This window comes from Haloglomus halophilum, from assembly GCF_024298885.1.
GTDB lineage: Archaea > Halobacteriota > Halobacteria > Halobacteriales > Haloarculaceae > Haloglomus > Haloglomus halophilum.
This window is the reverse complement of record NZ_CP101166.1, coordinates 1,111,303-1,132,360: the sequence shown is the minus strand read 5'-3', so window position 1 is coordinate 1,132,360 and position 21,058 is coordinate 1,111,303. Positions and strand designations below refer to the sequence as shown.

The 21,058-nt window shown below is 61.2% G+C and carries 16 protein-coding genes; 10 read left to right on the top strand and 6 right to left on the bottom strand.

All coding sequences use genetic code 11. From position 1 onward, the window contains the following. Positions 1 to 16: 16 nt before the first annotated feature. The 4 genes from NL114_RS05580 (at position 17) to NL114_RS05565 (ending at position 8,067) form a co-directional block, all read left to right on the top strand. Positions 17 to 676 carry a hypothetical protein gene (locus NL114_RS05580; RefSeq protein ID WP_254823809.1) on the top strand — a complete coding sequence of 220 codons (660 nt, stop codon included), beginning with the start codon at positions 17 to 19 and terminating at the stop codon, positions 674 to 676. Between the two features lie 1,101 nt (positions 677 to 1,777). After that, on the top strand, positions 1,778 to 3,766 hold the full coding sequence (locus NL114_RS05575; RefSeq protein ID WP_254823808.1) for a type I restriction-modification system subunit M: 1,989 nt from the start codon (positions 1,778 to 1,780) through the stop codon (positions 3,764 to 3,766). Between the two features lie 3 nt (positions 3,767 to 3,769). Beyond that, positions 3,770 to 5,101, top strand: coding sequence for a restriction endonuclease subunit S (locus NL114_RS05570; protein ID WP_254823807.1), 1,332 nt, complete (start codon positions 3,770 to 3,772; stop codon positions 5,099 to 5,101). Next, positions 5,098 to 8,067 carry a type I restriction endonuclease subunit R gene (locus NL114_RS05565; protein WP_254823806.1) on the top strand — a complete coding sequence of 990 codons (2,970 nt, stop codon included), beginning with the start codon at positions 5,098 to 5,100 and terminating at the stop codon, positions 8,065 to 8,067. The genes NL114_RS05570 and NL114_RS05565 overlap by 4 nt, the downstream gene beginning before the upstream one ends. Positions 8,068 to 8,100: 33 nt before the next feature. Here the strand turns inward: NL114_RS05565 and NL114_RS05560 are convergent, their stop codons facing one another. Together NL114_RS05560 and NL114_RS05555 are read right to left on the bottom strand one after the other, a co-directional pair. Continuing rightward, positions 8,101 to 9,303 (bottom strand): hypothetical protein, encoded by a 1,203-nt coding sequence (locus tag NL114_RS05560; protein ID WP_254823805.1) that lies wholly within the window; start codon positions 9,301 to 9,303, stop codon positions 8,101 to 8,103. Positions 9,304 to 9,550: 247 nt separating this feature from the next. Then, positions 9,551 to 11,434 carry a helix-turn-helix transcriptional regulator gene (locus tag NL114_RS05555; RefSeq protein WP_254823804.1) on the bottom strand — a complete coding sequence of 628 codons (1,884 nt, stop codon included), beginning with the start codon at positions 11,432 to 11,434 and terminating at the stop codon, positions 9,551 to 9,553. 169 nt (positions 11,435 to 11,603) lie between these two features. On the opposite strand from NL114_RS05555, the gene NL114_RS05550 reads away from it, so the two are divergent. After that, positions 11,604 to 11,876: a DUF8110 family protein gene (locus tag NL114_RS05550; protein ID WP_254823803.1), complete on the top strand. Its 273-nt coding sequence runs from the start codon at positions 11,604 to 11,606 to the stop codon at positions 11,874 to 11,876. A gap of 37 nt (positions 11,877 to 11,913) precedes the next feature. Here NL114_RS05550 and NL114_RS05545 read toward each other — a convergent pair whose 3' ends face one another. Both NL114_RS05545 and NL114_RS05540 read right to left on the bottom strand, forming a co-directional pair. Continuing rightward, the gene (locus tag NL114_RS05545) at positions 11,914 to 12,216 is read right to left on the bottom strand and encodes a hypothetical protein (protein ID WP_254823802.1); all 303 of its coding nucleotides are present in this window, start codon (positions 12,214 to 12,216) and stop codon (positions 11,914 to 11,916) included. A gap of 145 nt (positions 12,217 to 12,361) precedes the next feature. Continuing rightward, on the bottom strand, positions 12,362 to 12,523 hold the full coding sequence (locus NL114_RS05540) for a hypothetical protein (protein WP_254823801.1): 162 nt from the start codon (positions 12,521 to 12,523) through the stop codon (positions 12,362 to 12,364). Positions 12,524 to 12,839: 316 nt separating this feature from the next. On the opposite strand from NL114_RS05540, the gene NL114_RS05535 reads away from it, so the two are divergent. Then, entirely contained in the window at positions 12,840 to 13,760 is a 921-nt protein-coding gene (locus NL114_RS05535; protein ID WP_254823800.1) for an HFX_2341 family transcriptional regulator, read from the top strand. A 21-nt stretch (positions 13,761 to 13,781) separates the two neighbouring features. Here the strand turns inward: NL114_RS05535 and NL114_RS05530 are convergent, their stop codons facing one another. After that, positions 13,782 to 14,564 (bottom strand): DUF1405 domain-containing protein, encoded by a 783-nt coding sequence (locus NL114_RS05530; protein WP_254823799.1) that lies wholly within the window; start codon positions 14,562 to 14,564, stop codon positions 13,782 to 13,784. 129 nt (positions 14,565 to 14,693) lie between these two features. Here NL114_RS05530 and NL114_RS05525 point away from each other — a divergent pair, with 129 nt between their 5' ends. Both NL114_RS05525 and larC read left to right on the top strand, forming a co-directional pair. Further along, on the top strand, positions 14,694 to 15,428 hold the full coding sequence (locus NL114_RS05525; protein ID WP_254823798.1) for a DUF547 domain-containing protein: 735 nt from the start codon (positions 14,694 to 14,696) through the stop codon (positions 15,426 to 15,428). Between the two features lie 56 nt (positions 15,429 to 15,484). Further along, the gene (gene larC, locus NL114_RS05520; protein WP_254823797.1) at positions 15,485 to 16,846 is read left to right on the top strand and encodes a nickel pincer cofactor biosynthesis protein LarC; all 1,362 of its coding nucleotides are present in this window, start codon (positions 15,485 to 15,487) and stop codon (positions 16,844 to 16,846) included. Here the strand turns inward: larC and NL114_RS05515 are convergent, their stop codons facing one another. After that, positions 16,847 to 17,653, bottom strand: a complete 807-nt coding sequence (locus tag NL114_RS05515) for a hypothetical protein (RefSeq protein WP_254823796.1) — start codon at positions 17,651 to 17,653, stop codon at positions 16,847 to 16,849. An 848-nt stretch (positions 17,654 to 18,501) separates the two neighbouring features. Between NL114_RS05515 and NL114_RS05510 the strand changes: the two genes are divergently transcribed. After that, positions 18,502 to 19,419 (top strand): PhzF family phenazine biosynthesis protein, encoded by a 918-nt coding sequence (locus tag NL114_RS05510; RefSeq protein ID WP_254823795.1) that lies wholly within the window; start codon positions 18,502 to 18,504, stop codon positions 19,417 to 19,419. A gap of 160 nt (positions 19,420 to 19,579) precedes the next feature. Beyond that, positions 19,580 to 21,025 carry an aryl-sulfate sulfotransferase gene (locus NL114_RS05505; protein WP_254823794.1) on the top strand — a complete coding sequence of 482 codons (1,446 nt, stop codon included), beginning with the start codon at positions 19,580 to 19,582 and terminating at the stop codon, positions 21,023 to 21,025. The last annotated feature ends 33 nt before the right edge of the window (positions 21,026 to 21,058 follow it).

The following is a 21,058-nucleotide window of genomic DNA, read 5'->3' as shown; positions in this document are numbered from 1 at the left end:
TCGTTTTCTCTCAAGAGTGACCGACGAGTACCTCGACCTCGGCCAGCAGATCGATGAGATTGAGAACTTCCACGAGGAGTGGGTCAAAGTCGAGGAATACTACGACCAGGGCAACCACGGCGAGTTCGACGAGCCGCCCCACGAACGACTCTGCCGGAGAGCTGAGGCGCTGATTGAGGCGAGCTTCGAGCATCTAGAACTTCGCGACCGGAGTACGATGGGCGATGCCTCCCCGAACGAGGTCCATCTACTGCTACTTGCAATCGCGGCCGAAGTCGCGCTCAACGCAGTGATGATGCGCGAGGACTGGAACTACTTCGCGGAACGGGCCTCCGTTGAGGAGGGGAGAACGCCGAGCCTTGACGAGGGCATCTCTTGGGTGATGCCCCAGCTCCCGGAGAGTTTCGGGAACGAGGAACGCGCCCGGGTCGGACAGATTCTTCGCCTGCTTCGAGTCCACCGGAACAACTCGGCCCACTTGGGCTACCAGCGGTTTACCAACTGGCGTCACTATCACGAAATCTATCGGGTGCTGGCGTTCCTGTTCGACCACTACTTCGAGGATTCAGAAATCACTGGAGAGCTGGCCCAGAGAATGGCCGACCATCGAGAGCATATCTCGCCAGACGCCCTGGATTATCCGCCGGTTGACCTCGGCGTGGACTCTCCGCGTTGAGCGGGCGAGGGGCGACCGTCCACTCCGTCAGCCTCCTTACGGCCCGTATTACTTCAGCGAATGATTGGCGAATTGAGGGGGCGGACCTGACCTCAGAGCCACATTCTATTGCGCAAACTTACCAATATATATGAAATATAGGGCCGGTAATGTTCTAACTGGGGGGTTCCCTCGCCTCTCGATCTGCGGCTCTCAGCCCCGCCAGCCAGGACCCAAGCAGGGCGGCACAAATTTTGGCGCTCTGGCGGAAAATCTCGGCCTTCTCATCGACTTTACACCGTTCCAAGTAGTGCGCATCACGATTTCCGAAGCACGCTCAGAACGCCGCTCTCGGAATCGACAGACCACACCTCGATCTCGCCCCCTGCCGGCCGCTCGCGCCCCCGCGCTCTTTCCGGTTTAGCCTAACTGTTTTCGACTACGTTGAGGGGGAGTATTGGGGTTAATCAGGTATCAAGTAGTATTCCCCAACATTACTGGCCAATCTCTACTATCTCCTTACTACAGTATATACTATATAATATATACTAACTACAGTATAGTCGCGTACGCGAGGCCCGCCCCCGGGTCCGGGCGGGGGAGCGGCCGGGGTAGCGGCTGGGGGAGGGGGCCGGGCTGGCCAACAACGGGAAGTCATCAATATCACACTAATAGTGTCAAATAAATATTTTATTACTATAGATAATTGGGTGGGTGGATGCACCATTAGGATGCTTCCAGGCGGTTAGGGACTCCGTTGAGCGGGGGGGAAGACGAGCTGAGTCTGGTTCGGTTTCGCTCCGATGACAACCGCCCCCTCAACGGAGTCTCATTCCGGGCGGTCAACCCTCCCACAGTGCGAGGGAGAAAGGAGATCTTCTGACTCTCTGCTTGCTTGCCGGAGTCAAGAACGTGAGTCAGACACCGCAAGTCGGGGAAGTTCGTTCCGAAGTCATCCTCCCTCCCTCCGCCTCAACGCGGTCGGAAGCTGCTAAGTAAACCCGTCAATAGCTGTGATGAATCTCACTCTCCCGATACAACTTACCCAAAGCGAACGACCAGAACCCGGACACAGCGCGACCACCACAGCGAATAAGACCGTGGTGCGAAAGGAGTCTGTAGATGGTCGATAATTTCAACGAGAAGGCTGATTTCATATGGTCTATCGCTGATCTTCTCAGGGGGGACTACAAGCAGTCGGAATACCAGAAGGTCATTCTCCCGATGACCGTTCTCCGGCGACTTGACTGTGTGACCGAGCCGACCAAAGAGGAGGTGCTGGAGAAGCACGAGCAACTCCAGGAGCAGGGCATCGAGAACGTCGCCCCGGCTCTCAAGCGAGTCTCTGGAGAGGAGGTCTACAACACGAGCGAGTACACCTTCGACAAGCTCCGCAAGGATCCTGACCAAATCGCCGAGAACCTCCAGTACTACATCAACTCCTATGACGAGGAGACGAAGGAGATCTTCGACAAGTTCGACTTCGACCACCAGATTCGGCGACTGGAGGAGGCCGAGATTCTCTATCAGGTCGTGCAGAGCTTCGCCGAGATCGACCTCCACCCTGACGCGGTTCCCAACGAGGAGATGGGGTACATCTACGAGGAGCTAATCCGGAAGTTCAACGAACTCAGCAACGAGACGGCTGGGGAACACTTCACGCCGCGCGAGGTCATCGAGCTGATGGTGAACCTCATCTTCGACGAGGACGACGAGGTACTCACCCAGCAGGGGGCTGTCCGAACTGTGTACGACCCCGCGTGTGGGACTGGAGGGATGCTGAGTGTCGCTCAGAACCACGTTCGCTCCCTCAATGAAGGCGCGAATCTCCACGTCTTCGGCCAGGAGTTGAACCCCGAGAGCTACGCTGTCTGCAACTCTGATATGCTGATCAAGGGGCAGGACCCAGACAACATCGTCTACGGAAACTCATTCACCAATGATGGATTCTCGGACAAGCGGTTCGACTATCTGCTCTCTAATCCGCCGTTCGGCGTCTCGTGGAAGAAGGTCAAGGAAGAGATCGAGAAGGAACACGAAGAGCAGGGTTACGCGGGTAGGTTTGGGGCGGGAACTCCCCGTATAAACGACGGCTCGATGTTGTTTCTGCAGCATATGATTAGCAAAATGAAGCCACCTGAGGAGGGTGGCTCCCGGATTGCAATCGTGTTCAACGGTTCTCCCCTGTTTAATGGAGGCCCGAACAGCGGAGAGTCGGCAATCCGGCGCTGGATTTTGGAGAATGACTGGCTGGAGGCAATCGTCGGCCTGCCAGAGAATCTCTTCTACAACACGGGAATTCGAACGTACATCTGGGTCTTGTCGAACGACAAGCCAGAGCATCGTGAGGGGAAGACCCAGCTCATCGACGCCCGGGAGATGTACGAGGAGATGGACGAGAGCCTTGGGGAGAAGCGACACAAGCTCACCGAGGAGCACATCAACGAGATCACGCGTATCTTCGGCGACCTGGAGGCCAACGGCCGGTCGAAGGTCGTGGACAATGAGGAGTTCGGCTACCGCCGCATCGTCATCGACCAGGCGCTAAGGCTCCGGTTCGAGGTTTCCGAGGAGAACATCGCGGCGCTCGACGACGAGCGGGCCTTCACCAATCGCGACGAGGAAATTCAACAGGGTATCAAGGACGCGATCTCCGAGATGGACCACGAGAAGGTCTGGATGGACCGTGAGGTGTTTATGAACGACGTTGAGTTGCAGTTGAATATGAAGGGGTTGGATGTGCGGAAGAGTGTGTACAACGCCATCGAACGGGCGTTTGGTGAGCAGGACCCCAATGCGGAGATCTGTCGTGATGGGAACGGAAACCCAGAACACGATAGCGATTTGCGACGTAGAGAACGCATACCGCTAAACACGGATGCTCACGACTACTTTGAGTCTAAAATACAGCCACATTTAGAGAATGCTTGGGTCAACGATAGTAACAAGTACTGTGATGAGAAAGATGGTAAGCCCGGGATTGTGGGATACGAAATCTCGTTTGATAGGAAATTCTTTGAGTACTCTACTGTTCGAAATCCTTCCGAAATAGAATCAGAAATTCAGAGATTAGCGGCACAGATAGAAGAAATGGTCAACAGCAATATCTGAATAATGCCGGTAGATTCATCGCCAAGCTGGCTTTCTGGCGTACCAGACAGTTGGGATGTAGGAAAGATTGGATGGCACTACGACATACAGTTGGGCAAGAAATTGGAAAATGAAGATAAGTCTGGAGGATATATGCGGCCATATCTAAGAAACCAGGATGTTAAATGGTGGGATATAAATACTGACGATTTAGCGATGATGAATTTCCCGCCGAGCGACCAGAGGAAGTACGAACTAAGGGAAGGGGATATACTTGTATGTGAGGGTGGAGAAGCCGGGAGGTGCGCCATCTTGGAGAGTGACAAGGATTGTTTCTTTCAGATGGCTTTGCATAGAGTACGGCCCCGCTACGAAGACTACGACCCCCGATATTTTGCCCATTTTATGGAGTTCGCAAAGAAGTCGGGTATATTGTCTGCTGATGCAAACAGAGCTACAATTGAGCACCTGTCAACGGAGAAACTGAGTGAGCAGACGATTACAATCCCACCTGCCGATGAACAAGAGAAGATAGCCGATTTACTGGACAATAACAGGCGAAAGGCTGAGAAGCTGACAGAGCAATTGTCGAAATTGTCCTCAGAGGTCGAGGAATTACTAAATAACCGAATATATCAATCTGTCACTACTGGGGTCTATAATGATGCAAATCTGACTCAAAGTGGTGTTGGGTGGATTGGTGAAGTGCCCGAACACTGGGAGGTAGTCCGTACTCGATTCATCGCCCGTCTGGAGTCAGGCCACACCCCTAGCCGCTCCAACGATGAGTACTGGGAAGACACGGACATCCCGTGGGTGACGACCTCAGACATCAAGCCGTTCCGTGATGGCAGGAAGGTGTACCTGGACGAGACGGAGAACCAGATTAGTCAACTCGGGCTGGAGAACTCGGGGGCGAGACTCCTGCCCGAGGGGACGGTGTTCCTCTCTCGGACTGCCTCAGTCGGATTTTCCGGCATTATGGGCAAGGAGATGGCGACCTCACAGGACTTCGCCAACTGGGTCTGCGGGGATGAGATTCTCCCCGAATACCTTCTCTACGTGTTCCGCTCGATGGACCAAGAGTTCGACCGGCTCACGCAGGGGTCCACGCACCAGACTATCTATATGCCCGATATTCGCTCCTTCAAGACCCCCCTTCCGCCGCTTGAGGAGCAACGGGAGATTGTAAATCATATTGAACACGAGAGGGAGCGGTTATGGGAACTTATCAACAAGGTGGGGCAAACCATCGACCTTCTCGAAGAGAAGCGGCAAGCGTTGATTACGGCTGCAGTTACGGGCCAGATTGATGTGCAAGAGTCACGAGGTGATGAAATAGAATCGACTCTATGAGTTCTGGCATCTACGACGAGGCCAGCTTTGAGGACGCGATAGCTGCTCACCTCGTCGAGAAGGGGGGATACGAACGGCTGCCATCCGAGGAGTTCGACCAAGAGCGGGGAATTTTCCCGGAGGTCGTCGTCTCGTTCGTCAAGGAGACGCAGCCGAGCAAGTGGGAGAAGCTGGAGACGGCGTACAAGGGTAACGCCAAACAGCGATTTCTCCAGGAGCTTACGAGCGCTCTGGAACGACTGGGGACGTTGGAAGTCCTCCGCCACGGATTCCGAACGACTGGCACCACCATCGATCTCGCAGCGTTCAAACCTAACACAGGACTCAATCCTGAGGTACAGGAACGGTACGATGCCAACCGTCTTGGCGTCACACAGCAGTTCTACTACTCAACGACTGAGCCGAAGAAAAGCATCGACCTTGCCCTCTCCCTCAATGGAATCCCGGTCGCGACGGCCGAGCTGAAGAACCCATCCACCGCCCAGACTGTCGAAGACGCGAAGCGACAGTACGAGCAAGATCGGGACCCTGGTGAGCCGGTCCTTCGATTCAAACGGGGGGCACTAGTTCACTTCGCTCTCGACAAGCGGGAGGTGGAGTACACGACTGAACTGGATGGCGACGATACCCACTTCCTCCCGTTCAACCGGGGACACGAGAGAGGTGCTGGCAATCCGCCTCACGAGTCCGGGCACCGGACGGCCTATCTCTGGGAAGACGTGTGGGAGAAGGATTCCTGGATGGATATCATCCAGCGTTTCATCCACATTGACGAGGAGGAGATTCGGCAGGACGGCGTCAAGGTCGGAGAGAAGGAGACGATAATCTTCCCGCGCTATCACCAGCTGGAGTGCGTCCGCCAGCTCGTGGCGAGTGCGAAAGTGCAGGGCGCTGGCGAAGACTACCTCATCCAGCACTCAACAGGGAGTGGCAAGAGCAAGTCCATCGCGTGGCTCGTCCACCGCCTCACCTCGCTCCACGACGAGAATGATGAGAACGTCTTTGACGGGGTAGTGGTCGTCACGGACAGGACAATCCTTGACGAGCAGCTACGGAACACGATCTACGAACTCGATCACAAGACCGGCGTTGTCGAAGCGATCAAGGGCGAGAACCAGTCGAAGTCCCAGGAACTCGCTGGGGCGCTGGAGGCGGGAAAGCCGGTCGTCATCACGACGCTCCAGACGTTCCCCTACGTCATCGAACACACACAGGGCCTCCCGGAACGGGACTACGCTGTTGTCGTTGACGAGGCCCACAGCAGTCAGACCGGGGAGATGGCGAAAGAGATGAAGCAGATACTCTCCGGTGGCGATATCGACGAAGACGACGACTGGGAGGACCTATTGGCAAAGAGTGCAGAGGCACGGGGGAATCAGGAGAACCTCAGCTTCTTCGCGTTCACGGCCACTCCGAAGGGGAAGACGCTGGAAGCATTCGGGACCGTCCCGGAAGATGGCGACAAGCCGGAGCCGTTCCATCTCTACTCGATGAAACAGGCCATCGAGGAAGGATTCATTCTCGATGTGCTGCAGCACTACACCACCTACGAGACGTTCTACAATATTGCGAAGGTCATCGAGGAGGACCCGCAGGTTCCCCAGAAGAAGGCCGTCAAAGCCGTCTCGAAGTTTCTCAAGCTGCATCCCCACAACATCGCGCAGAAGGTCGAGATCATCGTCGAACACTTCCGCAATCACACCCAGCACAAGATCGGCGGTAAGGCGAAGGCCATGATTGTCACCTCCTCCCGGAAGGCCGCAGTCCGATACAAGAACGCGATTGACGACCACATTGAGGAGAACGGATACGACCTCAACGCGCTCGTTGCGTTCAGTGGGACCGTCGAGGACGACGGGATGGAGTACACCGAGAAGGGGATGAATGACGGTATCAAAGAATCGGAGTTGCCGAGTAAATTCGATACCCCGGAGTATCAGGTTCTCGTCGTCGCCGACAAGTATCAGACCGGCTTCGACCAGCCGCTGCTCCACACGATGTACGTGGACAAGAGGCTCTCTGGTGTCCAAGCTGTGCAGACCTTATCGCGGCTCAACCGGACGCATCCCGGCAAAGAGGATACCTTCGTCCTTGACTTCGAGAACGACCGTGAGGACATATTCAGCTCGTTCCAGCCGTACTACGAGAAGACCACCGTTGAGGAAACCTCGAACCCGCAGCACCTGTACCAGCTTGAGAACGAGCTGAAGGGACTCCAGATATTCACGCAGCAGGAAGTGGACAAATTCGCGGAGGAGTTCTTCAGCCCGGAGAACAAGGGCACGGAGAAAGCTCACGCGAAACTGAGCAGCCACGTTGAGCCGGCCCACGACCGATTTATGGTAGCTGACGAGGAGAAACAGGACGATTTCCGGTCGAAGCTCCGGTCATTCCTCCGACTCTACAAGTTCCAGTCGCAGGTGGTCAACTACGAGGATACGGAGTTGGAGAAGCTCTACACGTTCGGCCGATTCCTCTACAAGGAACTCCCCCGAGATTCTACCGGGCCGCGTGTGGAGTTCAACGACGAGTTGGCTCTACAGTACTACCGGCTGGAGAAGGCAGAGGAAGGTGGTATCGATCTCGGGGCTGGAGGGGAGGGTGTCTCCGTACCGACTGAAACAGGGACTGGCGGACGGGATGATGAGGAGGTCGAACTATCATCCATCATTGAGAAAATCAACGAGAAATTGGGGACCGACTTCACCGAGGCTGACCAGCTATTCCTCGATCAGCTGAAGGAAGATGCTCTGGAGGATGACCACCTTCGCCAGTCGGCCCGGATGAACAGCGAGGAGAACTTCTCGCTTGAATTCGATGACGCTCTGACCGATATGTTCATCGACCGGATGGACCAGAATCAGGAGCTATTTGCGAAGTTTATGGACAACGACGAAGTGCAGGAGGCGATTACGAACCATCTCCGTCAGGCGGTCTATGAGGAGGTTCAGGAAGCGAGTAGTTAGCCCGAGGTAGGAGACTGCATTGAGGAGGGGAAGTCACTTCCCCTTACCAGCAATTGCACCGGGACAGGCCTCTTTCAGAGCCTCTCTGGAGGGTAAATCCTGGTTGAGAGCTGATTCAACGGTCTGATTCTCAACTGCGCTCCCGGCCTGATTTAGTACTGATTCACCCTCCTCGGCCACGTCACCGAGTCCGATGCCTCCATTCTCTCCACTGTCTTCGACTTCATTGACGGCGGTGCGAACTGAGCTTCGAGTATCCGATACACATTCGGACAGCCTCCCGAAGTCGAGATCAGAGTTTGCGAGATACTTCCCCGGGTCGTACCCCTGCTCCCTCAATGCGAACCGGACATCCTCTTTGGAAAATTCGATTCCCATTTTCACAGCCTTACTCCCGAGATTGCTGGTCAAGCCGAGCATCGTCCCTCGCATAGCCCAGTGAACCTCGCTCATCGCAAGCGCCCAACACCGGTTCCCGCAGAGGTAGCGGAGTCGGTAGAGGCCGAGCTTACTCGCGCTATTCGCGACGAACCGGGTCCCTGCAAAGGCCGGCTGGTAGTAGACCGTCCCTGCCACCAGGGCGGCGTCAACACCGAACATCAACGCCGCAATGTGGAACTCCTCGATGGACTCGTTGGTTCGCTCCTTTGAGGCGAGGCAGGCCTTCTGAGCGAGGTCGTTGTAGCTCCCGAGGAGAGGAACGTACTTCGTGACCTTCCCGACGCCGTCACGCAACTGGTTGAACCCTGTCTGCTCGACACTACCACCCATCTCATCGATGACTATCTGCGCTGCGAAGTCCAGTCGTCGGGTAGTGGTCTTAGCCGTGGAACCGCCTGCTTTGAGGGCGGAGGCCTTCGCCTGCCCCTTGAATCCTCTATCGTACTCACAGAGTTTGTTTGCGGCATTGAGGCTGGCTTCCCGCCGCTTGCTCTGGTTCCGTGAGAGGTTGTAGAACGAGACGACTGTCTCCCGGACTCTTGCCTGTTGCTCCGAGGTGAGGCCTGCCCGACCAGCCCCGGCACGTTCGGTATGGACGTACTCTGAGAGGTTCAGGGCCGTCGCTTCCGGTGGAGCTGTATTCCGAGTTGGAGTCGGCTCCTCGATCTGCTCTCCAGCAGGAGGAGCTACATTCGGTTCCTCGGATAGGTCAGCCGTGGAACACCCTGAGAGTACCAACAATAGCGCCAGCGCCGCACTCAGCAGGTGTGTTCTGGTGTTTTCTTCGTCGAACACATACGTATTTTTAGAAGGAGATATTTGAATGGTGGGGCGCGGCCGTATCCGACTACGTTGACGAGGCGATATCAAAACAGATGGAGATTATTGGGTAATATTATCTAATGGTTATCAGTTTAGAATATTGCCCCCCTCCGCCTCAACGTAGTCGAATATTGCCCAGCCGAATAGGCCAGCGATTCAGGTCCAGGTTTTCCGGAAATTTCACGTATATAGATTATACGTCAGAGTTCCGAAAAAGACCTCATATCTCCGTGTGCCCGAATCGATTGAATTCCTCTATGCAAATATCTGACCAGTGATACGCATTCCCACGTCCTCCCCTGCGGTATGTCACATATCCCATTTCGCTGAGTTCTTTCATCAGGTCCCGAACTCGCCTGGCGGTGATTGAGGTACGCTCCGCAATCTCGCTATTGGTGACCCCCCCACTGGGCCAGTCATCCATCTCTTGAATAGTTTCCACGACCTCCTCCATCCCATCTGACCACGTCTTGACCGATACCCGGTACTCCGGGTGGACCCACTTTGGGAGACAGGAGGTGTGAACGTACACGCGTGCCCACCTATCACCGTCATCATCTTCCTCACGTCCGAATCGGAGTACGGACTGAAGTACTTCGTTGTGGACGAAATGGTGGTAGAGAGCGTTCCCGAATGGCGAACCGAAATCCAGGTTTTCCCCTTTGCTGATTCCCTCCTCGTCTTCTACCCTACCTACTGCTTCCCCATTGAGGGCGCCCCATCGCTCAATGGTTTTGCTCTCGTTCGGGTGTGGCGCTCCGATTACGGCTCCAAGCCGTTTCTCAGAGTAGTCGTTCATCCCTTTGACCGCGCCGTAGTGATCTGATTCGTCGATGAATTCGTAGACTCCAGCTTCTTCGTACGCTTCTTCCGCTTCTGTCGTCGTGATGACGCTCGGTGATTCCTCGTGCCGGTTGTCAACTGCTTCGAGTAGCGCCCCATCCGATTCCACATTGATGTGATTCCCGCTATGATATGGTTTGGTGCCCGCCGAGGTCTGAACGATCTCCATCCCGAGCAACTCTCTGAGGTATTGGCGCTTCTTCTGGTAGGTGTCTGGAATCTCCTCGTGCTGGATGTACTCGCCTCCCAGAGCCAGCCGCCACATCCCGACAGTCGGTGTTCCATCGAGCGCAATCACACTCTCAGCGAGGTAGAATGGTGGTGGAACGAGAAATGCCCAGTCGTCCTCTGGACTCCGGACGGCCACTCGTCCCTGTCCAAGATCGGCATACTCCCACTGGTTATCGAGGAGTTCGAAATTGAACGCTGCTCGTATCATCAGCGGCGCCCGGGCGTGATAACCAGGAGAATTCTGATGCGACAGCCGCGTCTCTCTTGGGTCGTAGCTACTGGCCTCATCCTTCCACTCCTCAAACTGTTCCCGCGCTTCTGGATTCTCTGTGTTGCGCCAGAGTTCTTTCCAGTTATCGAAGGGTAGGTCTTCTTCCTTCTCTAAGTAGCTGCTAACAGCCCGTGCGACCGTATCGTGTGATGGGGTGAACAGGTAGCTATCCTGCGGGAATTCGTCAACGGCGACGTACCGCTCCTCAATGTAGTTCGGATTGTGGGCCTGGAGGTAGTGGCCGATGAGGACATTGTACTCTGCTGGGTCAAACTCGCGCTTCTCGATGTATGGACACCGGCCGTCCTGTTGGCAGGGTAGTGGTTCGCCGACGTAGCGTTCCGGGTGTTCGTGGATCTGCTTGCCGGTGATGCCTGTTCGGTAGACCTCGCCAATTGCTTGCTCGATCTCACCTTTCTCCCCTTCCTCACCAGACATAGTCGGACAGTCCTTGTGGAACGATGGGAGCTGGAGATGGGATAGCTCGGATTCTTCTGCCCAATCGGAATACTGGTCGTAGAGGCCGTGTCGGGAGGTGAGAACGGTGAGTGGTTTCCCCGATTTAGCGGCCCACTCTACGACATTGTGGCTTTTCCCCATCGCAGGGAGTGCTTCGATGAGTGTCCGCTGGTTCTCAGTAAAGGCGGTATCGATGGCCTCGAACAAAGCGTCCCTGAGATTCTGCATAGTGAGGTCATCGTCCTCACGTTGCGTCGATTCGGGACTCGTTTCGAACAGACTGCCTCCATCATCCGTCATTGGTTAGCGACGATTAGAGCAGAATAGCGGGAGTTGATAACCGGATGGATTTGAAGCCGATAGCTATCGCAGAGGAGTGTACCGTACCGGGGTTCTGAGATTCCGACTGCATTGAGGCGAGGGGGAAATGGTACGTATCTATGCCCTCTCTGAGGGATTAGGGGCCAGTATGACGGACGACCTCAAAGAAGACTATCCGGAGGCGGCGGAGTACATCCTGAAAGCGGTTGAGGACCACAGTGAGGAATGGGTCATCGACAACTACTGGAAGATTCGGCAGCTGGGAGTTGTGATGGACGTTCCAGACGTGGACGAACTCCCATTCTTCGACGAGGAGAAACACCACGCACCCACGGATGAAGAACTACGCGAGCAGGCTGAGGCGCTTTCACAGTACCGGGAGAACCTCAAAAAGGGCAGCAAGAGTGCTGACGACACCTGACTGCTTTGATGGAATGCAACCGGATTGAGATCGCGAATCAGTCCATTTCCCGGACCAACAGTTCCCGCTCCATCTCGGTCGCAAGTCGGTTTTCAAGCGGAGAGTTCACAATATCCCGAAGCGTTTCTTTGTCCATATCTTCCATATCTATCTCCTTCTGGCAGAGGATTGGTTCTGCATCGAATAGATGGACAAGGGCTGCTTCTTCGAGCATCGCTTTCTTTCCTTCAGAGTCAGCTTCTACGTAGGATTTTTGGAGGTCTTCCAGACTGTCAACCGGGACGGGGACTTCGGTGATACTCGGAATCAGATTGGCATCGTGAGGATTTGACTGAGCCATACATCAGACTCAGTAGCGCCAATAATATAAATTTTCTGACTGGAGGAATTAAAGATAGGGTTCTAAGTCTTTGAATCTCTGTATTACACCACATTTAGGAATACTCGGTTGACTGGTAGTTCTGCTCACACCCGCCTCAATGCAGTCAGGCCAACAGCTGGTCCTCGCGGTGGTGCAACTCGTCGGTAACGTGGGTGAGGATTTCCCGGGCGTCTTTCTGATCTGCGCCTGACCGGTTGTCGTTCTCGATTACGGATTCCATCTCGTGCTGGAGGAACGCGAGCTGTCGGTCAGAGAGATTCTGCATACAATAATAACTTATACCGAAGTTACTTGTTTGTTATGGCATCTTCGCACTCGCCGCTCAATGCTGTGGGGCTTTCGGTCAAACTCCTCGGTTCGTGCATCAGGTTCCTCCCTAACTGAGAAGTGGCAAGTGAGCCTGGAGGTCGAGCAGCTCACTCCAGGCCCTTCCTGAGGTGTCAGAGTCCAGAAGAATTATTGGACTCCACTTCAATGTATCTCAAGAAGTCCGGTACGGCGCGACGACGCACATCGGCGATGTGTGTATCTATGGTCAGAAGGCTGGTGGTTTTTATAAACGGCCGGCCCACGTACCACGTATGCAGACGCACATCGTCCCGGTCGGGTTCGACTACGACCGGCTCATCGCGCCGCTCGTGCGCGATCAACTCGATGTCGACCGGGTCGTCCTGCTGGAGGGGGCGGTGGGGAGCGAGGCCAACGTGGAGTACTCGCGGAAGCTCGCGACCAAGCTGGAGCAGGACTTCCAGAACCTGCTCGGGGCGAGTACGGAGCGGTTCGTCGTCGAGGACGTCTACGACTACGATGCGGCGTTCGAGACGGCGTACGCGCTCATCGAGGCCGAACTCGACCGGGGCGACGCCGAGGTGTGGGTCAACGTCTCCTCGATGCCCCGGACAGTGTCGTTCGCGTTCGCGACGGCCGCCCACTCCATCATGGTCGAGCGCGAGGGCGACCGCAACCGCATCCATACCTACTACACGGTCCCCGAGAAGTACCTGGAGACGGAGCTCGCGGAGGAGCTCCGGACGCAGGCGGACCTGCTGGAGGACCTGCTGGACGACGGGGCCGTCGACGACGTGGCCGACGAGCGGATGCGCGAGCGCCTGGAGAGCGCCCGCGACCTGCTCGGCGAGTTCGATGAGCGTGGGACGACCATCGGCGCGAAACGCATCGGGGATGCCCACATCGTCGAGCTGCCGGTCGCGTCGTTCTCGAACGTGAAGCCGTTCGAGGAGCTCATCCTGTTCACGCTGGGCGAGCACGGCGAGTTCGAGTCGGTGTCGGAACTGGCCCAGACGCTCGCACGCGAACTCGGCGAGGAGTACACCGACGCCTTCCGCTCGAAGGTCATCTACAACGTCGACCGGCTGGGTCCGGGCGGGAAGGGGTACGTCGAGCAGGAGTCACACGGGAAATCCTACCGGACGAGATTATCGCGCATCGGTGAGCTGTGGGTCCGGAGCCACGCCGACGACTCCGAGCGATTCGACTGGTAGCGGGGCGGCATCCGTCGGGAGTCAGTCCGCCAGCTCCGCCCGCAACGTCGCCGCCCGCGTCGAGAGCGCGAGGAAGACACAGGTGACGGTCAGCGCGATGGCGACGGCGGCCGCGATGTCGTGGGCCGGCACCGAGTGGTCGAACCCGTTCCCGAGGAACGGCTCGGCGTTCAGCACGGTGTGGTGGGGCTCGCCGACGACGGGGACGAGGTAGTCCAGCACGTCGTTCAGCGTGTACCACGCGGCTGCGACGGCCACCGCGCCCGCCGAGAAGGTGGCGTACCGGTGGACGAGGAACGCCTCGACCACCATCGCGAGGTGGCTGACCACGAGGAACCCGTACAGGCCGTACTCCCAGAGGAAGCCGAGTGTCCCGAGTGCGGCCAGCGAGCCGCCGGGGTACTCGACCGGGAAGACGGTGAGAACGACCGGCGTCCACGCGCCGAGCTTGATGCAGCCGAAGAAGGCCAGCGCGTGGAGCCACGGTACCCGGTCGGCGTAGCCCAGCTTCCACGACGCCAGCGAGAGGGCGATGAACAGCGTCGCCATCGGCGAGTCCGGCACGAACGGCCACATCACGGGCTCGGTGATGGTGAACTGGAAGCCGTAGAACCAGAAGCCGAAGGCGGTGCCGGCGAGGTTGACGAGGACGACCAGCCACACCAGCCGCAGGCCGAGGTCCTCCAGCCAGTCGGGGAGGGGGGCGACGAACCGCGGGAGGTCGCGCTGCTCGGGCAGGTCGTCCGCCGGGAACCACCGGTCGTAGGCCCGGCGGGCGCGGTCGGTGGCCGAGGCACCGCTCATGCTCGGGCGTGTGCGGGCCGCCGACACAAGCCTGCCGGTCGTGTGCGTCGGTCGCGGGGTCGGCCGGTCGTGCGAGGATGTCGCCCGCCGGGCCGAACGTCTTACTACGGGCGGGCGAACGCCCACTCCGTGACGACGACCCCGCCCGACGCGACGGCGGCCGACCCGGTCGCGCTCTCCCACGAGTTCCTCCGACGGGTGCGGACCGGCGAGTCCACGCACGCGGTCACCTCGCGGCTCCGTGACCTCGACCGGGAGACGCTCGCGGCGGGGCTCGACAGCGACGACGCCCGCCTCGCGTTCTGGGTGAACGTCTACAACGCCGCCGCCCGCGACCTGCTCGCTGCTGCGCCCGAGGTGTTCGACGACAAGTCGAGTTTCTTCGGTGCCGACATCGTGACCGTCGCGGGGCGGGCCCTGTCGCTGGACGACGTGGAACACGGCCTGCTGCGCGGCGCGCGGCCGAAGTGGGGGCTGGGCTACGTCCGGAACCCGTGGCCCTCGGCGTTCGTCGAGCGGTTCGGCGTGCGTGAGCCCGACCCGCGCATCCACTTCGCGCTCAATTGCGGCGCCGCGGCCTGCCCGCCCATCGCGGCCTACTCGCGCGAGGGCATCGACGACGAACTGACGGCCGCCACGGGCTCGTATCTGGAGCAGGAGGCCGTCTACGAGCCCGACGCCGATGTGGTGCGGGCGCCTCGGCTGCTGCTCTGGTTCATCGGCGACTTCGGCGGGCCGGGCGGGGCGAAGGAGTTCCTCCGCGAGCACGACGTGTTCCCGAGGACGGCCGACCCGAGCCTGCGGTTCCGGGACTACGACTGGTCGTTCGAACACGGTGAGTTCGCCGACCCGTCCGAGTGGTAGCCCGGCGGCCGCTCCGGAGCCACACGCTTTTCGCGCCGCGCCGTCCGAGTCCGAGTATGCAGACGCTCGCGTTCGATGGGGGCATGGGCGCCTCCGGCGACATGATACTGGCCGCGTTGCTGGCGGCGGGCGCCGACCGCGACGCCCTCGCGCCCGTCGAGGACGCACTCGATGTCCGCTACGCGGTCGACCGAACGACGAAGAACGGTATCCGCGCGACGACCGTCGATGTCCTGTTGACCGACGCTGGTGACGAGGCGGAGGACGGTGGCGGGGCGGACGAGGCGGAGGACGGTGACGGGGCGGACGAGGCGGAGCACGGCCACTCGCACGAGGATGGGGGAAACGACCACTCGCACGAGCACGACGGCCACTCACACGACCACACCCACGCCGAGGGTCACGGCCACACGCGCACCTACCGGGAGGTCGTCGACCTCGTCGACGAGCTGGACCTGCCGGGGGATGTCGCTCGCGATGCGCGCCGGATATTCACCATCCTCGGGAAGGCCGAGGCCGCCGTCCACGGGACCGACATCGAGGAGACTGCGTTCCACGAGGTCGGGGCCGACGACGCCATCGCGGACGTGGTCGGCGCCTGCCTCCTGCTCGACGACCTCGGCGTCGAGCGCGTCGTGACGACGCCGCTCGCGACCGGTGGCGGGACCGTCGAGATGAGCCACGGGACCTACCCCGTTCCGACGCCCGCCGTGGTCAACATCGCGGCCGAGGCGTCATGGGAACTGCAGGGTGGGCCCGTCGACGCCGAACTCCTGACGCCGACGGGGGCCGCCATCCTCGCCCACTTCGCCGAGGGTGTCGACTCGTTCCCCCCGCTTCGGGTCGAGGCGACCGGCTACGGCGCCGGTGGCTACACGTTCGGTGACCATCCGAACGTCCTCCGCGCGACGGTCGGCGAGCAACGCGGTGGCCTCGTCCGCGACGGCGTGCGGGTGCTTGAGACGAACGTCGACGACGCCGACCCCGAGTTGCTGGGCGGCTTGCAGACGCGGCTGAAGGAGGCCGGCGCACGCGACGTGACGGTCCTGCCGGCGACGATGAAGAAGTCCCGGCCGGGGCATCTGGTGAAGGTCGTCGTCCGGCCGGCCGACGTGCAGTCCGTGGCGCGCGTGCTGGCCGAGGAGACGGGGACGCTCGGCGTGCGCGAGACGAGCGCCGACCACCGGTGGGTGGCCGAGCGCCGCTACGAGACGGTCGAACTCGCGTTCGAGGGCGAGGACGAAGCCCACGAGGTGACGGTGAAGGTCGCCAGCGACGACGCCGGCGAGGTGTACGACGTGAGCGCCGAGTACGACGACTGTGAGGCGGTCGCCGGTCTTGTCGACCTGCCGACGCGGGAGGTCATGCGCCGCGCGGAGGCGGCGGTCCACGAGGATCTCGACGGCGACGGGGCCTGACTACTCCTCGTCCTCGTCCTCGTCCTCGTCCTCGTCCTCGTCCCCGTTCCCGTCCGCTCCGTCTCCCTCCCGGTGTTCGGCCAGCGCCTCGTCCACGTCCAGTTCACCGAGCGCGACCCGGCGCGCGAGGTCATCCGGGAGTTCGCGGTTCTCGGGGGAGACCTCCCGCGAGCGCGTCTTGACAACCCGTATCTCGCCGGGGGTCGGCTCCACGTCCCGCGAGTCGACGGGTTCGCCCTCGATGCGCGCGATGTTGACCGCCGCGAGCACGTCGCCCATCCCGCGGGCGCCCTGTCCGAGATAGGGGGTCGTCCCCGTCTCGTCGACGAGTTCGACGCGGACGTCGTCCGGGAGGCCGTCGATGATCTGCGCGCCCTGGAGTCGGGCGCCGTCGCCGACCCTGACGACGGGGTCCGCGCCGCCGGCCTCCGCCAGTTCGTCAGTCACCACGTCCGCCGCGTCAGCGAGCGGGACGGCGAACGCCGCGACCACGGTGTCGCCGGAGAGGACGGCGATGCCCGGCCGCTCGCCGGGGTCGACGCCGACGACGGTGCGCTCACCCCCACCGCGGAGGAGTCTGAGTGCGTGGTCCACGGCGGCCCGCGGGTTCTCGGGGTCCGCGCGGACGAACTCGACCGGGTCCTCGACGGCCACGTCGTCGTCGGGGCCGACGATGAGCGCCTGCGTGCCCTCCGGCAGGGGTTCGTCGCTGGTGGCATCGAGGGTGGTGAACGTCACGCCGCGCTCGCGGAGTTCCGTGACGACACCGTGGTACACCTCGAAATTGTCTGTTTTGACGACTATCATCTGGATTATCTGGTAATTCGCGGATTTGTTGTACTGTGTCGGGTTATCGGGTGTAATCCGCTGGTCGCTGGATGCTCGTACCTGGGTGCGTTCGCGCTTAACTCCGGCGGGTGCGGGGTGTTGTTGGAGACGTTGTTAGCGATGGGCAGGAGAACGGCTACGAAGCCCTCGCGCTCTCGGGTCGCGCGCCTCGCTGCGCTCCTCGGTCGCTCACTTCGTTCGCTCCCTGCGGTGCTTGCGTCGGCGTGCTTCCCCGAGAGCGCTCGCCCTTCGATTCCACCAGGGGCAGTGTTTCGAGTCGAGCGACGCACGTGGGGGTTCCACTGGGGTGCTAGCGTCCCCACACCTCCCCGCGCTCGCGCCGGGTCGACTCACCACGCTCGCGTTGCTCGCGGGTTCGTCGGGGTGGCGCGAGCGCGCTTCCTGGCCACGGAACCGGCCGGCCGAGCACCCGCTCCCGGGCCGGGAGCGCGTGGCGGAACGAAGTGGAGCCCGCGCGACCTGGGGAAGGGCAGGGCCATAGCGCCCGTGACACAGCCCACGGTCCTGGCGGACTCGAAGGGCGAGCGCGCTCAGCGGTTCCCGGACGACGCAAGCACCGCAGGGTAAGCCCGGAACGGCGGGTGAGCGAAGCGAACCCGCCGCAGGCCCGGACCCCGAGGAGCGCAGCGAGGCCCGGAACCCTGAGCGCGTGAGGGCTTCGTAGGTGCTGTTGTCGTGGGTGAGAGCGAGGGCGTCGTAGGTGCCGCTGTCGTCGCTGCACAGTGTCGACGTAATCTCCACCACGTCATTCCCTTGCTAGCGACCACCCGGAGTTTTCCGGGTGCCCCGTGACACCGACACCAAGCATGACCGACACTCGACGCGCGCTCCTCGTTGACGCGTTCACCGACACGCCGCTCACGGGCAACGCGGCCGGCGTCGTCCCGGACGCGAGCGGCCTCGACACCGAGCAGATGCAGGCCATCGCGACGGAACTCGGCGCCAGCGAGACCGCCTTCCTCACGCCCAGCGACGAGGCCGACCGGCGGGTCCGCTACTTCACGCCGAGCCAGGAGGTCGACCTCTGTGGACACGCCACCATCGGCTCGCACGCGTTGCTCGCGATGGAGGGGCAACTCGACGACGGCGAGCACACGCTGGAGACGAACGTCGGCGTCCTCGACATCGAGGTGGACGGCGCGACGGTGTGGATGACGCAGAAGCCGCCCGAGATCCGCGAACTGGAGGCGCTCTCGTACGAACGGGTCGCCGACGCGCTCGGCGTGCGCGAGTCCGCACTCACGGGGCTCTCGGCGGACCTGCCGCTGGCGCGCGCGACGACCGGGCTCCCGTTCCTCATGGTCCCCGTCGAGTACCTCGCGGACCTCAGCGAGATGGACCCCGACATGACGGCCATCGAGGCCCTCTCGGAGGAACACGACTGCGCGGGCGTCTACGCGTTCACCTTCGACACGCTCGACGCCGAATCGACGCTCCACGCACGGATGTTCGCGCCCGGCGCGGGCGTCCCCGAGGACCCCGTGACGGGGACCGCGTCGGGCGCCTGCGGGGCGTATCTCGACCGGTTCGGCGCGCTCGACCCGACGCCCGAGCGGATGCGCTTCGAGCAGGGCCACTTCATGGACCGCGACGGCATCGTCCACGTCGAGGCGAGCGACGCCACGACCGAGGGCCTGGTCCGCGTGGGCGGCGAGGCCGTCGTCGCGCTCGATGGGGGGGTGGCGGTGCCCGAACCCTCCTCCGACGACATCATCGAGGCCTGAGCCGGGGACCACGCCCGATACGCGACGCGGACTTTTTGTACCGGCTCGCGCTACCCGGGCGATAGATGCCCGCTGAAGCGTCCTCCGCTCCCCTCCATCGTCGCCGCTGCCGACCCGCTCTCCACCGCTCCCGCCGGCTCCCCGGCCGGCTGGTCGCGTCGTGAGCGACGACCCGCGCGGCCGTCCACGCGAACGCCTCGCGGACCGCCTCGACGGCCGCTGGACGGCCGCTCGCCTCGCGGTCCTCCTGCTCGCGGTATCGCTGGCCGGCACCGGTGTCGCCGACACGGCGGTCTACGACCGGCCGCAGGTCGCCCCCGGCACCATCGAGGCGCCGGCCGCCGGCGAGACGGTCATCGCCGTCCAGGGGGACAACATCGGCGGGGACGTGAACCCGAACAAGCCCGCGCGGCTCGTCGGCGTCGGCCCGCGTGGCGAGACGAACTGGCAGGTCGCACAGTCGGCGCTGAACGTCTCCTGGTTCTACGACGTGGACCCGCTGCCCGACGGCGACCTGCTCGTGGTCGGGACCGTCGACCGGCGGACGCGGGTCATCCGGCTGGATGGCGACACCCGCGAGCCCGAGTGGGTCGAGACCCTCCCGCTGTGGGATACCCACGACGTGACCCTCACCGCCGAGGGGAACCTGCTGGTCGCGAACATGCGGAACACGAACAACGGGACGAGCGACGACCGCGTCTTCGTCTACAACCGGACGACCGACGAGGTGGAGTGGGAGTGGCTGTTCCGCGAGCACTACCCCGCCGACACGGACGAGGGCGTCTCCGCGGGCGACTGGACCCACGTCAACGACGTGGACGTCATCGCCGAGGACCTCTACCTGCTGTCGCCGCGCAACTTCGACCAGGTCATCGTGGTGAACCGCTCGACCGACGAGATCGTCATGCGGCTCGGCGCGGACGGGAACCACTCGGTGCTCGACGAGCAGCACAACCCCTCGTACCTGCAGACCGAGGCCGGCGCGCCCGCGCTGCTGGTAGCCGACTCCGAGAACGACCGCGTCGTCGAGTACACCTGCGACCGGGCCGACCCGGACCACCCGCTCGACGGAGATATGGAGCCCAACTGCGACTGGGAGCGGACCTGGTCGGTCGGCGGGTTCGAGTGGCCCCGCGACGCCGACCGGCTCCCGAACGGCAACACGCTCGTCACGGACACCATCAACCACCGCGTGGTCGAGGTGACTCCCCGCGGCGAGGTGGTCTGGGAGTACCACGCCCCCTGGCTCCCGTACGACGCCGAGCGGCCCGTTCACGGCCGGGAGGCCGGTGGCCCGACGATGCACGATCTGAACGTCTCGGGGGCGTTCGCCGTCCACGACGCCGGGGCGACGCCCGTCGATACGGACGAGGAGTCCGTCCTCGCGAGGCTCCCCGGCCACGGGCTCGTCGTCGATGCCGGCGAGACCGTCCAGGGCGTGTTGCCGTGGCTCCGCCCGGTCTGGATGCCCCCGAGTGCCTTCCTCCTGTTCGCGACGGCCGGCCTGCTGGTACTGGGCTGGGGCGCCGTGGAGGCGTGGCTGGCGCGGGACCGGCTCCGGCGTCGACTGGCGGCGCTTCGTGGTCGTGACCGGGCCACCAAGTGAGCCGGCGGAGTCGGGCTCGTGTCGCCCGGGCGC

Excerpts from the sequence above, each read along its gene's own strand:
- NL114_RS05530 (WP_254823799.1), bottom strand. The coding sequence starts at position 14,564 with ATGAGCGGTGCCTCGGCCACCGACCGCGCCCGCCGGGCCTACGACCGG.
- NL114_RS05510 (WP_254823795.1), top strand. The coding sequence starts at position 18,502 with ATGACCGACACTCGACGCGCGCTCCTCGTTGACGCGTTCACCGACACG.
- NL114_RS05550 (WP_254823803.1), top strand. The coding sequence starts at position 11,604 with ATGACGGACGACCTCAAAGAAGACTATCCGGAGGCGGCGGAGTACATC.
- larC (WP_254823797.1), top strand. The coding sequence starts at position 15,485 with ATGCAGACGCTCGCGTTCGATGGGGGCATGGGCGCCTCCGGCGACATG.
- NL114_RS05565 (WP_254823806.1), top strand. The coding sequence starts at position 5,098 with ATGAGTTCTGGCATCTACGACGAGGCCAGCTTTGAGGACGCGATAGCT.
- NL114_RS05515 (WP_254823796.1), bottom strand. The coding sequence starts at position 17,653 with ATGATAGTCGTCAAAACAGACAATTTCGAGGTGTACCACGGTGTCGTC.
- NL114_RS05535 (WP_254823800.1), top strand. The coding sequence starts at position 12,840 with ATGCAGACGCACATCGTCCCGGTCGGGTTCGACTACGACCGGCTCATC.
- NL114_RS05575 (WP_254823808.1), top strand. The coding sequence starts at position 1,778 with ATGGTCGATAATTTCAACGAGAAGGCTGATTTCATATGGTCTATCGCT.
- NL114_RS05570 (WP_254823807.1), top strand. The coding sequence starts at position 3,770 with ATGCCGGTAGATTCATCGCCAAGCTGGCTTTCTGGCGTACCAGACAGT.
- NL114_RS05545 (WP_254823802.1), bottom strand. The coding sequence starts at position 12,216 with ATGGCTCAGTCAAATCCTCACGATGCCAATCTGATTCCGAGTATCACC.
- NL114_RS05555 (WP_254823804.1), bottom strand. The coding sequence starts at position 11,434 with ATGACGGATGATGGAGGCAGTCTGTTCGAAACGAGTCCCGAATCGACG.
- NL114_RS05540 (WP_254823801.1), bottom strand. The coding sequence starts at position 12,523 with ATGCAGAATCTCTCTGACCGACAGCTCGCGTTCCTCCAGCACGAGATG.